The following is an 11,931-nucleotide window of genomic DNA, read 5'->3' as shown; positions in this document are numbered from 1 at the left end:
CCCGCGCCGTCCCTGGTGGCGGCGACGCGCAAGCCATGGCGTTCATAGAAGGCTCGGGCCGCAGTGTTGCGCTTGATGCAGAACAAGGAAAGGCATGGGCCCCGGCGGCGGCGCCTCTGGCCGGGCCGCCATCAGAAGATGCCCGGCTTGCCCTGCCGCAGCGCGCCCGCCGGCAGCGCGACGTTCAGCGCGCCCAGCATCCCGGGCTTGAGCCGCGGCAGGTCCTGCACGGTCTCGAGGAAGCGGTTCGCCTCCCGCGCCGTGATGATGCCCTCGGTCAGGGTGCGGAACTTCGCGACGTAGTCCGGCCGGGCGAAGGGGCGCGCACCGTTCGGATGCGCGTTCGCGACTACCAGCTCATCGACCAGGCGCGATCCGTCCTTGAAGAGGATCTCGACCCGCCCGCCAAAGGCGAGCTCGTCCGGATCCTTCGCGTGGTACCGGCGGGTCCATTCCGGATCCTCGCGCGTCTCGATCTTGTGCCACAGGCGGACGGTGTCGGGCCGGGCGACCCGCTTCGGCGCGTAGCTGTCGGCGTGGTGCCAGCGCCCGTCCTGCAGGGCGACGGCGAAGGCGAACATGATGGAATGGTCCAGCGTCTCCCGCGACGCCTTCGGGTCCATCTTCTGTGGATCCTTTGCCCCCGTCCCGATCACGTTGTGGGTGTGGTGGGAGGTGTGGATGACGATCCGCTCGATCGCCTCGACATCCGCGATCCGCTCCCGCATCCGGAAGGCGAGGTCGATCAGCGCCTGGGACTGGTACTCGGCCGAGTGCTCCTTGGTGTAGGAGGCAAGGATGGCGCGCTTGGGCTCGCCCGGCTCGGGCAGCGGCACCTGGTAGTAGACCGGCCCGAAGACGTCCTGGCGGTTCGACCGCCCCGACAGCACCCATGCGACCAGGCTGTCCTCGCCCTCATATATAGGTGAGGGCGCGCCCTCGCCGCGCATGCAGCGGTCCACCGCCTCGACCGCGAGCTTGCCGGCATGGGCGGGCGCATAGGCCTTCCAGGAGGAGATCTCCCCCTTGCGCGACTGGCGGAAGGTGACGGTGGTGTGCAGCGCCTGCTGGATCGCCTGGTAGACGACCTCCTGCTTCAGCCCGAGAAGCGTGCCGATCCCCGCCGCCGCCGAGGGCCCCAGATGGGCGATGTGGTCGACCTTGTGCTCGTGCAGGCAGACCGAGCGGACCAGGTCGATCTGGATCTCGTAGCCGGTGGCGATGCCGCGGATCAGGTCGCGTCCCGATCGCTCCATCGCCTGCGCGACGGCGAGGATGGGCGGGATGTTGTCCCCGGGATGGGAATAGTCGGCGGCGAGGAAGGTGTCGTGCATGTCGAGCTCGCGCACCGCCGTCCCGTTCGCCCAGGCCGCCCATTCGGGGGAGACCGTGGTGCCCGCCTTCACGCCCAGCACCTGCGCCCCGCCCGCCTTCCTGGGGTGCCCCAGCGCCATGTCGCGCGCGGAGACAACCGGGCGGCGGTTGATGGCGGCGATGGCGACGGCGGCGTTGTCGATGATCCGGTTGATGATCATCGCCTGGACATCCTTCTCGAGCGCCACCTTGTCGGTGGCGACCGCGGCCATCTTCCAGGCGAGTTGCTCCTCGCGCTTCAGCAGCGCCCTGGACGGGTGGACCTTCACGGGATGGAGCTTCATGGCCGTTGGCCTCCGGAGCGGATGAGCGGGAGGCGCGTCTTGTGCGCCCGGCGGGGCGGCGCCGTCCATGCCGGACGGCCGTGGCATCGCTCCCTCTGTCTGGTCCGCACCCTCAGCGCAGGAACCGCTTCTCGATCTCCCGCATCGCGCCATCGCCCTGCAGCGCGAAGATCTCCGCGACCGAGGCGATGCGTCCTTCCACCCCCGCGATCCCGCCCTCGGCGAGGATCCGCGCGAAGGTCTCCCGCATCGCCGCCACCGCCGCGCGGATCGCGTGGTTGCCGCAGATGATCAGCCCGACCTTCTCCAGCGCCGCGACCTCCTTGAACGAAAGCTGCGGGTAGGAGGTCGGCACCAGCACCAGCGGCACCCGGCCCGGCCAGGCCCGGCAGAAGGCGAGGATCTCGTCCGGCGTCTTCTGCTTGGAATGGATCAGCACCGCATCCGCGCCAGCCTCGGCATAGGCCTCGCCGCGCTTCAGCGCCTCATCCTGGCCGAGGCCGGCGATCAGCGCCTCGGTCCGCGCGATGACCAGAGGGCCGTCCGCGACCCGCGCCGCCTCGATCTTCCCCTGGAATTCCTCGACCGGGACGAGCTCCTGCCGCCCGCCGACGCGGAGCGAGGAATCCTTGGGGAAGGTCTTGTCCTCCATGACCATCGCAGCGACCCCGGCCGCGGCGTAGCGCGGCGCCAGGTAGGCGACGTTCACCGCATTGCCGCTGCCGGTGTCGATGTCGGCGACGACCGGCGCGGACTGCACCTCCACCATCTCCCGCATGGCGGCGAGATGCGTCTCCCACGACAGGATCGAGGCATCGGGCACCGCATGGGCGGCCGAGAGCTCGAAGCCGCTGCCCCAGATGGCGTCGAACCCGGCCTCGGCAGCCAGTTTCGCCGAGAGAGGGTTGTGCGCCGACATCGCGATGGCGGGACGATCGGGGGTGAGGCGAGCGCGCAGGCGCACAGCGGGCGTTTCCATGCCGCGATGGTCCCCCGACGCGGGCGCGCCATCAAGCCGGGGCGGGGTGGGCAGGGCGGGGCAGTGGCGTTAGCCTCCGCCGCGATCTCTTCCGGGGAGTCTTCCGCCCATGTCCGACGCCACCCCCTTCGACCGCGTGATCCGCGGCGACCTGGTCCTGCCCGACCGCATCCTGCGCGACGGCTACGTCGCCATCCGCGGCGAGACCATCGCCGCCATTGGGGAGGGCGCGAGCCCGCCGGCCCAGGAGGTGATCGACCATTCCGGCCGCTACGTGCTGCCCGGCCTGGTGGACGGGCACATGCACACCTCCTCCTCCCGCGGCTGGCCCGGCATCAAGGGGGCGTCCATGTCGGCCGCGGCCGGCGGTGTCACCACCTGCGTCGACATGCCCTACGACGTGCCGCGCCCGGTCACCGATGCCTCGATCCTCGCCGAGAAGGTCGAGGTGGTGAACGCCACCTCCCATGTCGACATGGCGCTGTATGGCACCATCAAGAAGTCGGGCGGCGTGGACGCCATCGCGGGCCTCGCCGAGGCCGGCGTCTGCTCCTTCAAGCTCTCCACCTATGAGTATGACCCGGTGCGCTTCCCGCGCATCGACCACCCCACCATGGTCGCCGCCTTCCGGGAGATCGCGAAGACCGGCCTGATGGTCGCGATCCACAACGAGGACCAGGAGATCGTCGTCCGTCTCACGGAAGAAGCGAAGGCCGCCGGCAACACCAGCCCGATCTGGCACTGCCGCACCCGCCCGCCGCTCTGCGAGACCATGGCCGATCTCGAGATCTTCGAGATCGGGCTCGAGACCGGGGCGCATGTCCACATCGCCCACTCGTCCCTGGCGCGCGGTTTCGAGATCGCCGAGGTCTTTCGCCGTATGGGCGGCAAGGCCTCAGGCGAGGCCTGCATCCAGTACCTCTGCATGACCGAGGAGGACATCGTCCGCCTCGAGGGCTTCGGGAAGTGCAACCCGCCCTTCCGCACCCACGAGGAAGTGGCGCGGATGTGGGAGGCCTTCGCGGCGGGCAAGATCGCCTATGTCTCGACCGACCACGCGCCCTGGCCGAAGGACCGCAAGACCTACAACGGGGACATCTTCGCCGTCGGCGCGGGCCTCACTGGCCTGCAGTCCTTCGCGCCGCTGATGTACACGCTGCTGTCGGAACGCTCGCTGCCCGTCACCCTGATGGCGAAGTATTGCGCCGAGCGCCCGGCCAAGTTCCACGGCCTCTTCCCCCGCAAGGGCGCGATCCGCGTCGGCGCGGACGCCGACTTCCTGGTGCTCGAGACGGGCGAGTTCACCTTCGATGCCGCCGAGATCCAGGACGAGCCGGACGCGAAGTGGTCCCCCTATGATGGCCGTCGCATGGCCGCGCGCGTCGCCGCGACCTACCTGCGCGGCGCCTGCATCTGGAACGGCAAGGAGGTGCTGGCGAAGCCCGGCACCGGCCGCTTCGTGCCCCGCCAGCACAACGGGACCTATGTCGGGGAGGAATGAGCGGCCCAAGGGCCACTGGATCAAGCGCCCGCCGCGCCCCTCGCGTGCCGGCGACGCGCCGCCGCCGCGCGAGAAGCCCGGCTTCGCCCAGGCGGCGATGGCGGTCGCCGCAGGCCTCGTGCTCGGCCTGCTCGGCGCGAGTCTCGCTTTCCAGGGTGGACTGCGGGAAGGGGTGCCGGGGCTGATGCTCGGCGGCGGCATCTGCCTCGGCACGGTGATCGTCTGGCGGGCCTTCGGCGGCACCCTCCAGGATTTCAGGGACCTGTTCCGATGACCCACGCCGACTACTACGTGAAGCACCTGGCGGTGGACCTGCCGCTCGCCGCCGCCGAGCGCATCGCCGATGCGACGCTCGCCGCCGGCCGCGCGGTGGGACTTCTGCCGCTGACCGTCGTGGTGCTCGATGCCGGCGGCCACGCGGTGGTACTGAAGCGGGAGGACGGCTCGGGCATCCTTCGCGCCGAGATCGCGACCGGCAAGGCCTATGGCGCACTCGGCATGGGCATTGGCAGCCGTGTCATCCGCGACCGGCTGAAGGAACGGCCCGCCTTCCAGTCCGCCATCGCCGCGGCCTCGGACGGTCGCTTCATCCCCGTCCCGGGCGGCGTGCTGATCTGCCGCCCCGACGGGGCCGCCATCGGTGCCGTGGGCGTCTCGGGCGACGCCTCGGACAAGGACGAATATGCCGCGATCGAAGGGGTGCGCGCGGCGGGATTCATCCCGCACCCCGAGAACCCATCGGAGACATGGCGCGATGCCGGGTTGTGACGTGCTCTCCCGCCGCGGCCTGCTGGCCGCGGGCGGAACATTGCTGGCGGCGCCAGCCATCGGTCAGGACGCTTACCCCTCCCGCCCGCTGCGGCTGGTGATCCCGTTCCCCGCGGGCGGGCCGACCGACGTCTATGCGCGCTTCTATTCGGAACGCCTGTCGCGCGAGCTCGGCCAGCCCGTGGTCACCGAGAACCGTGGCGGGGCAGGGGGCGCGATCGGCTCGCTCGAGGTCGCGCGTGCGCGACCCGATGGGCTGACCCTGCTGTTCGGCACCGCCTCGACCCACGCGCTCTATCCGCTGGTGACGCGTCAGCCGCAATTCGACGTCGCGAAGGACTTCATCGCGGTGGCCGAGATCGGCGGCGGCCCGCTCGCCTGGGTCGCGAACCCGTCCCAGCCGGCGACGCTCGCCGCCTTCATGGCGGCGGCGCGGTCCGCGCAGCCGCATCTGTCCTACGGCTCGCCGGGCACCGGCACGCTGATGCACCTGGCGACGGAACTGATGAAGCAGCGCGCCGGCGGCGTGCCGCTCACCCACGTCCCGTATCGCGGCGCGGCGCCGGCGATGAACGACGTAGTCGGCGGCACCATCGCGCTCGGGGTGAACACCTTCGGCGCGGCGCTGCCGCTGCACCAAGGCGGGCGGGCGCGGATGCTCGGCGTCGCGACGCCGCAGCGCCATCCGCGCGCGCCGGACATTCCCACGGTCGCCGAGGCGTTGAACCTGCCCGGCTTCCAGGCCGTGCTGTGGCATGCCGTCTTCGTGCCGCCAGGCACCCCGCCGGCGATCGTCGCGCGCCTGTCCCAGGCAACCAACACGATGCTCGCCGATCCCGCCTTCCGCGCCGCGCTCGACGGCGCGGGCATCGTCGCCTCAGAGCCCGGCACGCCGGCCTCCGCCGCCGCCTTCATCGCCGCCGAGACCGAGCGTTACCGCCCGATCGTCGAGGCCATCCGACCGGAACTCGATTCATGACCCGCATCCTGCGCATCGCCGGCGCCCAGATGGGCGCGAACCAGAAGGCCGACAGCCGCAAGCAGATCCTAGACCGCATGATCGCGCTGCTCGAGGACGCGGCGGGGAAGGGGGCGAAGCTCGTCGTCTTCCCGGAACTGCCCTTCACCACCTTCTTCCCCCGCTGGCTGTTCACCGACCAGGCCGAGCTCGATTCCTACTTCGAGACGGAACTGCCCGGGCCCAACACCCAGGCGCTGTTCGACCGCGCGAAGGCGCTTGGGGTCGGGATGTATGTCGGCTATGCGGAACTCACGCCGCAGGGCCGCCGGTACAACACGGCCGTCACCACGGGGCCGGATGGCAGCATCCTCGGCAAGTATCGCAAGATCCACCTGCCTGGCACGGTCGAGCCGCGCGTCGGCGACCGCTTCCAGCAGCTCGAGAAGCGCTACTTCGAATACGGCGACTTGGGCTTCCCCGCCTTCCGCGGGCCCGATGCCTGGGGCCGGCCTGTCCTCGGCATGCTGATCTGCAACGACCGCCGCTGGCCGGAAGGGTGGCGCTGCTACGGGCTGCAGGGCATCGAGCTGATGCTCATCGGCTACAACTCCGCCGCCTACGACCCGATGGGCGGCACGACCGAGAGCGCCGAGCTGCGCACCTTCCATTCGACCCTGGCGGTTCAGTCGAACGCCTACATGAACGCGACCTGGGCTGTCTCCGTCGCCAAGGCCGGCAACGAGGATGGCTCCGGCCTGATCGGCGGCTCGGTCATCGTCGACCCGAACGGCGTGGTGCAGGCGGAGGCGAAGACGCTGGGCGACGAGGTCATCGTCGCCGATGCCGACTTCGACGCCTGCCGCCAGGGCAAGGAGAAGATGTTCAACTTCGCCGCCCATCGCCGGCCGCAATGGTACCGGGCGATCATCGACCAGGTCGGCGCCGTCCCGCCGCCCTGATTTGCATGGCGCGCGGGGCCGGCGGGCCGCCCCGCGCTTGCCCCGTCGACGACCGGCGCTCAAACTCCGTCTTAACTTAAGAAGATGGAGGAGAACGGCGCCATGGACGGCATCCTGACCGGCACGACGGTGGAAGCGGCCGCGGAGGCATGGCTCGGCCGCTTCCAGGCGGCGATGGACGCGCGGGACGAGGCCGCCATCGCGGCCCTTTTCGCCACCGAAAGCCATTGGCGCGACATCCTCGCCTTCACCTGGAACCTGCGCACCGCCTCCGGCGCGGATGCGATCGCCGAACGCCTCGCCGGGCGCCTCGCGGCCGCGCGGCCGCGCGGCGTTGCGCTCGCCGCCCGCCGCACCCCGCCGCGCCGCGTCACCCGTGCGGGCACCGAGGCGATCGAGGTCATCTTCACCTTCGAGACCGTCGTCGGCCCCTGCAACGGCGTCGTCCGCCTGGTCAGCGAGAACGGCGAGACCCGCGCCTGGACGCTAATGACCGCGCTCGACGAGATCCGCGGCCATGAGGACCCGGCCAACGGCACGCGCTGGCAGAATGTCGACTGGAAGCGGAATTTCGGCGGCGAGAACTGGCTCGACCGGCGGAAGAAGGCCGTCGCCTATGCCGACCGCGACCCGGCTGTCCTCGTCGTCGGCGCGTCCCAATCCGGCATGACCATCGCGGCGCGGCTGTCGCTGCTCGGCGTCGACACGCTGGTGATCGACAAGGACGCCCGCATCGGGGATTCCTGGCGCAAGCGCTACCACGCCCTGACCCTGCACAACGAAACGCGGGTCAATCACCTCCCGTACATGCCGTTCCCCCGCTCCTGGCCGGTCTTCATCCCGAAGGACATGCTGGCCAATTGGTTCGAGCTCTACGCCGAGGCGATGGAGATCAATACCTGGACCGGCACGGAACTCACCGGTGGCAGCTGGGACGAGGCGGCGCAGTGCTGGGACGTGACGCTGAAGCGCGCCGACGGCTCCGAGCGCCGCATGCGCCCGCGCCACATCGTCATGGCCAACGGCGTCAGCAGCATCCCGATCATGCCGGACCTTCCCGGGCTGAAGGACTTCAAGGGCGTGGTGCGGCATTCGGGCGCCGTCGGCAGCGGCCTCGACTGGGCGGGCAAGCGCGCGCTGGTACTCGGCACCGGCACCTCGGGGCACGACGTCGCGCAGGACCTGGCGGTCTCGGGCGCGGCGGAGGTGACGCTGATCCAGCGTCGCCCGACGCTGGTGGTGAGCCTGAAGGAAGCGCAGGCGCCCTATGCGCTCTACGACGAGGACATCCCCTTCGAGGACAAGGACCTCCTCGCCACTTCCTTCCCCTTCCCGATCTACAAGCGCGCCCACCAGCGCATGACCAGGATGAACGAGCATGCCGACAAGGCACTGCTCGACGGCTTGAAGGAGAAGGGGTTCCGCCTGACCTCGGGCCCGGACGGGACCGGCTGGCAGATCATGTATCAGCAGCGCGGCGGCGGTTACTACTTCGACGCCGGCTGCTCGCAGATGATCATCGACGGCAAGGTCGGCCTGATCCAGTTCGACGACATCGACCGCTTCGGCCCCGAGGGCGCGATCATGAAGGACGGCACGACGAAGCCCGCGGACCTGATCGTGCTCGCCACCGGCTATGAGGGCCAGGCCGCGGCCGCGCGCCGCCTTTTCGGCGATGCGGTTGCCGACCGCGTCGGCAAGGTCTGGGGCTGGGACGAGGAAGGCGAGCTGCACGGCATGTGGCGCCCGACCGGCCAGCCGGGCCTGTGGTTCCATGCCGGCGGCCTCGCGCAGTGCCGCATCTTCTCGAAGGTGCTGGCGCTGCAGATCAAGGCGCGGGAACTCGGCCTGCCGACGTGATCCAGGTCGTCGAGGACCCGCAGACCGGCCATTTCCGCCTCGTGACGCGTGATGGCGAGACGCTCGCCATCACCAGGACGCGGCCGGCCGCGAACGACCTTGTGGACCTGCTGGCCGGGGCCTGGGAGGAAGCGCCGGCCGCCGCGGTGGCGCGGGCGTGGATGCGGCGAGGCGCGGCGATCATCGAGCCGCGTTGACCTCCCGCGGCGCAGCAATCCGCGATAGGGTCCGCGCGATTGTCCGGAGACCGCCCATGACCCGCAGCCTCGTCCTCGCCGCCGCCCAGCTCGGCCCCATCCAGAAGGCGGAAGGCCGCGACGTCGCCGTGGGCCGCATGGTGCGCCTGATGGAAAAGGCCCATCAGCGCGGCGCCGAGGTCGTGGTCTTCCCCGAACTCGCGCTCACCACCTTCTTCCCGCGCTGGTACGAGGAAGACGTCTCCGCCGCCGACCATTGGTACGAAACCGCGCTGCCTTCCAACGAGACCGCGCCGTTGTTCGAGGCCGCGCGGAAGTACGGCATCGCCTTCCACCTCGGCTATGCCGAGAAGACCCCCGACGGGCACCGCTTCAACACCGCCGTCTTCGTCAGCCCGAACGGCGAGGTCATGCTGAAGTACCGCAAGGTCCACCTGCCGGGTCACAAGGACTACGACCCGATCCGCAAGGTGCAGCACCTCGAGAAGCGGTACTTCGAGGTCGGCGACCTCGGCTTCCCCGTCGTCCGCGCACCCGTCGCGGGCCATGACGTCAATGTCGGCATGATGATCTGCAACGACCGGCGCTGGCCGGAAGCCTGGCGCGTGATGGGGCTGCAGCAGGTCGAACTCGTCATGCTCGGCTACAACACGCCCTCGCTGAACATGGACAACCGCGGCTTCGAGGCGCACCACCTGCGCGTCGAGCACAGCCATCTCTCGATCCGCGCGGGCTGCTACCAGAACGCCTGCTTCGCGGTCGCCACCGCCAAGGCGGGCACCGAGGATGGGCACGAGCTGTTCGGCCATTCGATCATCGTGAACCCGCAGGGGGAGATCATGGCCCAGGCGACGTCCTGGGGCGACGAACTGATCGTCGCCGAGGCCGACCTCGGCATGTGCGAGCTCGGCCGCACCACGATCTTCAACTTCGCGAAGCACCGCCGGCCGGAGGCCTATGGCCGCATCACCGCGCAGGTGGGCAGCGAGCCGCCCGCCGCCTGGACCCCGTCGCGCGGCTGAAGGGTGGCCTGTCGGCCCGTCGGCGGCTCGGCTAATGTTTCGCTCCCAGGCCCGCAAAGGACCATCCATGAGGCTTCAGCTCTTCTTCACGGCCGCCCTGGTCGTGGCCTGCGCCGAGCAGCAGGCGCCGCTGCCGGCCGGCTACACCGTGCCGCCGCCCGCGAATCCCCCGGCCGCCCGGCCCACGCCCGCCGCATCCGGCACGCCGGCGCAGCAAGAAGCGCAGCGCATCCAGCGCGCCCTGAACCAGGATAGCCGAGACCAGCGCATGAACGCGGCGGATGGCCTCACGCCGCGCCGGACCGGGGAGCCCGACTACGCCCCCTACGACGAAGGCGCGATGGGCCAGATGCCGGACATGCCGAATCAGGTCTCCCCGGCCTTCCGCAGCGGCTTCTAGCGAGGCCATGCGGCGCGCGATCGCGGTCGCGGCGTTCGGCGCGACGATCGCCGCGGCCGGCGGCATCGCGGCCATGGTCATGGTGGGCGGCGCCGGCTGCGCGGCGACCGAGACGCGCCGCGCGCCCGACGGCGCCTGGCGCATCGAGGAAATCGGCTGCGGCGCGACAGTCGGCGAGACCTGGCGCGTCATGGTGCGCGGCCAGGACGGGCGGGAGCGTCTGGCGCTCGAATCCCACCGCTACCCCGATGCGACAGATGCGGATCTCGCGCCCGGCCTGCTGCGCGTGCGCCTTTCCGAACCCGGCCCCTGGCGGGAGGTCCCGCTTGACGCGGCGGGCCGTCCGCTCGCGCCGCTCCGCCTGACCGAGGGCGCGCCGCGGCGCTGATTCAACGGCGCAGCGCGATCTCCCGCGCCAGATCCTCGCGTTCAGGGCAGGAGAAGGGGCAGAGCGCCTCCAGCCGCCGGAGATTCGCCTCCGCCATCCCGCGCCGCCCGGTCTCGAGGTAGAGCACGCCCTGATAGGCGATGGCGGGCAGGTGCTCCGGGTCGCGCGCCAGCGCCTGGGCGTAGCGCGCCTCGGCTTCCGCCGGCCGGCCGGTACGCCGCAGCGCGAGCGCGAGGTAGGTCAGCAGGTCCGGATCATCCGGCCGCCGCGCCAGCACGGTCTCGAGCAGAGGCACCGAGAGGTCGTAGCGGCCGTCCTGGGTCAGCCGCGCCGCCTCCCGCGCCTGCGGGTCCTCCGGCGGCGTCAGCGGCGGGGCGGCGATCGCCGTCCCGGCGGCCAGCAGCCCGGCGAGGACTGCCAGCCGCATCATTCCGCCGCGAGGCGCATCCGCCCGCCGCGCGCCGCGACGACCGCGAGCAGCGCCTGGGAAACCGCCGCCTGGCAGGGTTCAATGGCGGGCACGCCGCAGGCCTCCTCGGCGAAGGCGCGGTGCCCGGCCATGCCGGCGCAGCCGAGGATGACCGATTCCGCCCCCATGGCGACGAGTTCCTTCGCCGCCTCGGCGAGCCGCGCGCGCGGTGCGACCGGGTCGGTTAGGACCTCCATGTCGAGGTTGAGCGGTATGGTGCCGGCGAGCCGCGCCTCCACGCCCATGGCCTGCAGCGCGCGGCGTTGGCGGGGCTTGGACTTGTCCGTGAAAGCGATGATGCCGAAGCGCTCGCCGCGCATCATCGCCGCGGCGACGGCGCAGCGCAGCGGGCCGAAGACCGGCCTGTCGGTCGCCGTCCGCACCGCCTCGAGCCCCGGATCGGACACGCAGGCGATGACGTAGGCGTCGGCGGCCTCGCTCTCGACCATCCGGCAGAGCGGTTCGGCCACGCCGTACCAGTCGCGCCAGGTCACGATGGCGTTCGGACTGTCGGGCAGGCGCGTCACGTCCAGCCGCGGCAGGCCCGGCGCCGCGAAGGGCGCGATGGCGGCGGCGATCCCGTCCGTGCAGGACAGGCTCGAGTTCGGGTTGATCACCAGGATGCGTTCGGCCATGACCCATCCTCGCGCCGGCCATCCGGGCCGTGCAAGCCTCGCCTGTGCGGAAAGGCTTGAACCGGCCGGCCCCGACGTGGTTTATGTTGCGCTGCACAATGGGCGCCGGAGAGTGCCCACCGAAAGGAACGCCG

At 70.9% G+C, this 11,931-nt stretch carries 14 protein-coding genes; 10 read left to right on the top strand and 4 right to left on the bottom strand.

Annotated features, from left to right (window positions below; translation table 11 throughout):
* Positions 1-131: 131 nt before the first annotated feature.
* Both GWK15_RS03305 and GWK15_RS03300 read right to left on the bottom strand, forming a co-directional pair.
* Positions 132-1,658: an MmgE/PrpD family protein gene (locus GWK15_RS03305; protein WP_168039015.1), complete on the bottom strand. Its 1,527-nt coding sequence runs from the start codon at positions 1,656-1,658 to the stop codon at positions 132-134.
* 112 nt (positions 1,659-1,770) lie between these two features.
* Positions 1,771-2,637, bottom strand: a complete 867-nt coding sequence (locus tag GWK15_RS03300) for a phosphonopyruvate hydrolase (RefSeq protein WP_168039013.1) — start codon at positions 2,635-2,637, stop codon at positions 1,771-1,773.
* Between the two features lie 109 nt (positions 2,638-2,746).
* On the opposite strand from GWK15_RS03300, the gene GWK15_RS03295 reads away from it, so the two are divergent.
* The 10 genes from GWK15_RS03295 (at position 2,747) to GWK15_RS03250 (ending at position 10,693) form a co-directional block, all read left to right on the top strand.
* Entirely contained in the window at positions 2,747-4,138 is a 1,392-nt protein-coding gene (locus GWK15_RS03295; protein ID WP_168039011.1) for a dihydroorotase, read from the top strand.
* Positions 4,122-4,412: a hypothetical protein gene (locus GWK15_RS03290; RefSeq protein WP_168039009.1), complete on the top strand. Its 291-nt coding sequence runs from the start codon at positions 4,122-4,124 to the stop codon at positions 4,410-4,412. The genes GWK15_RS03295 and GWK15_RS03290 overlap by 17 nt, the downstream gene beginning before the upstream one ends.
* Complete coding sequence (locus tag GWK15_RS03285; protein WP_168039007.1) at positions 4,409-4,906, top strand: GlcG/HbpS family heme-binding protein; 498 nt, start codon at positions 4,409-4,411, stop codon at positions 4,904-4,906. The genes GWK15_RS03290 and GWK15_RS03285 overlap by 4 nt, the downstream gene beginning before the upstream one ends.
* Positions 4,893-5,885: a Bug family tripartite tricarboxylate transporter substrate binding protein gene (locus GWK15_RS03280; RefSeq protein ID WP_168039005.1), complete on the top strand. Its 993-nt coding sequence runs from the start codon at positions 4,893-4,895 to the stop codon at positions 5,883-5,885. The genes GWK15_RS03285 and GWK15_RS03280 overlap by 14 nt, the downstream gene beginning before the upstream one ends.
* On the top strand, positions 5,882-6,826 hold the full coding sequence (locus tag GWK15_RS03275; protein WP_168039003.1) for an N-carbamoyl-D-amino-acid hydrolase: 945 nt from the start codon (positions 5,882-5,884) through the stop codon (positions 6,824-6,826). Before GWK15_RS03280 ends, GWK15_RS03275 begins: the two co-directional genes overlap by 4 nt.
* 102 nt (positions 6,827-6,928) lie before the next feature.
* Positions 6,929-8,686 carry a flavin-containing monooxygenase gene (locus GWK15_RS03270; RefSeq protein WP_168039001.1) on the top strand — a complete coding sequence of 586 codons (1,758 nt, stop codon included), beginning with the start codon at positions 6,929-6,931 and terminating at the stop codon, positions 8,684-8,686.
* Positions 8,683-8,883 (top strand): hypothetical protein, encoded by a 201-nt coding sequence (locus GWK15_RS03265; protein ID WP_209441979.1) that lies wholly within the window; start codon positions 8,683-8,685, stop codon positions 8,881-8,883. The genes GWK15_RS03270 and GWK15_RS03265 overlap by 4 nt, the downstream gene beginning before the upstream one ends.
* Positions 8,884-8,939: 56 nt before the next feature.
* Complete coding sequence (locus GWK15_RS03260) at positions 8,940-9,905, top strand: N-carbamoyl-D-amino-acid hydrolase (protein ID WP_168038999.1); 966 nt, start codon at positions 8,940-8,942, stop codon at positions 9,903-9,905.
* Between the two features lie 67 nt (positions 9,906-9,972).
* Positions 9,973-10,305: a hypothetical protein gene (locus tag GWK15_RS03255; RefSeq protein ID WP_168038997.1), complete on the top strand. Its 333-nt coding sequence runs from the start codon at positions 9,973-9,975 to the stop codon at positions 10,303-10,305.
* A gap of 7 nt (positions 10,306-10,312) precedes the next feature.
* The gene (locus GWK15_RS03250; protein ID WP_168038995.1) at positions 10,313-10,693 is read left to right on the top strand and encodes a hypothetical protein; all 381 of its coding nucleotides are present in this window, start codon (positions 10,313-10,315) and stop codon (positions 10,691-10,693) included.
* Position 10,694: 1 nt separating this feature from the next.
* Here GWK15_RS03250 and GWK15_RS03245 read toward each other — a convergent pair whose 3' ends face one another.
* Both GWK15_RS03245 and GWK15_RS03240 read right to left on the bottom strand, forming a co-directional pair.
* A complete protein-coding gene (locus GWK15_RS03245) occupies positions 10,695-11,123 on the bottom strand; it encodes a tetratricopeptide repeat protein (protein ID WP_168038993.1) in 429 nt (142 codons plus the stop codon).
* On the bottom strand, positions 11,120-11,797 hold the full coding sequence (locus tag GWK15_RS03240) for an aspartate/glutamate racemase family protein (protein WP_168038991.1): 678 nt from the start codon (positions 11,795-11,797) through the stop codon (positions 11,120-11,122). The genes GWK15_RS03245 and GWK15_RS03240 overlap by 4 nt, the downstream gene beginning before the upstream one ends.
* Between the last annotated feature and the right edge of the window lie 134 nt (positions 11,798-11,931).

Source organism: Neoroseomonas oryzicola (assembly GCF_012163135.1).
Taxonomy (GTDB): Bacteria; Pseudomonadota; Alphaproteobacteria; order Acetobacterales; family Acetobacteraceae; genus Neoroseomonas; species Neoroseomonas oryzicola.
The sequence above is the reverse complement of the archived record's forward strand: the minus strand, read 5'-3'. Positions and strand labels throughout refer to the sequence as shown.

What these genes read in the sequence shown, in the direction of transcription:
- GWK15_RS03240 (WP_168038991.1), bottom strand. Translation starts at nt 11,797, where the DNA reads ATGGCCGAACGCATCCTGGTGATCAACCCGAACTCGAGCCTGTCCTGC.
- GWK15_RS03255 (WP_168038997.1), top strand. Translation starts at nt 9,973, where the DNA reads ATGAGGCTTCAGCTCTTCTTCACGGCCGCCCTGGTCGTGGCCTGCGCC.
- GWK15_RS03245 (WP_168038993.1), bottom strand. Translation starts at nt 11,123, where the DNA reads ATGATGCGGCTGGCAGTCCTCGCCGGGCTGCTGGCCGCCGGGACGGCG.
- GWK15_RS03275 (WP_168039003.1), top strand. Translation starts at nt 5,882, where the DNA reads ATGACCCGCATCCTGCGCATCGCCGGCGCCCAGATGGGCGCGAACCAG.
- GWK15_RS03300 (WP_168039013.1), bottom strand. Translation starts at nt 2,637, where the DNA reads ATGGAAACGCCCGCTGTGCGCCTGCGCGCTCGCCTCACCCCCGATCGT.
- GWK15_RS03260 (WP_168038999.1), top strand. Translation starts at nt 8,940, where the DNA reads ATGACCCGCAGCCTCGTCCTCGCCGCCGCCCAGCTCGGCCCCATCCAG.
- GWK15_RS03250 (WP_168038995.1), top strand. Translation starts at nt 10,313, where the DNA reads ATGCGGCGCGCGATCGCGGTCGCGGCGTTCGGCGCGACGATCGCCGCG.
- GWK15_RS03285 (WP_168039007.1), top strand. Translation starts at nt 4,409, where the DNA reads ATGACCCACGCCGACTACTACGTGAAGCACCTGGCGGTGGACCTGCCG.
- GWK15_RS03280 (WP_168039005.1), top strand. Translation starts at nt 4,893, where the DNA reads ATGCCGGGTTGTGACGTGCTCTCCCGCCGCGGCCTGCTGGCCGCGGGC.
- GWK15_RS03290 (WP_168039009.1), top strand. Translation starts at nt 4,122, where the DNA reads ATGTCGGGGAGGAATGAGCGGCCCAAGGGCCACTGGATCAAGCGCCCG.
- GWK15_RS03305 (WP_168039015.1), bottom strand. Translation starts at nt 1,658, where the DNA reads ATGAAGCTCCATCCCGTGAAGGTCCACCCGTCCAGGGCGCTGCTGAAG.
- GWK15_RS03270 (WP_168039001.1), top strand. Translation starts at nt 6,929, where the DNA reads ATGGACGGCATCCTGACCGGCACGACGGTGGAAGCGGCCGCGGAGGCA.
- GWK15_RS03295 (WP_168039011.1), top strand. Translation starts at nt 2,747, where the DNA reads ATGTCCGACGCCACCCCCTTCGACCGCGTGATCCGCGGCGACCTGGTC.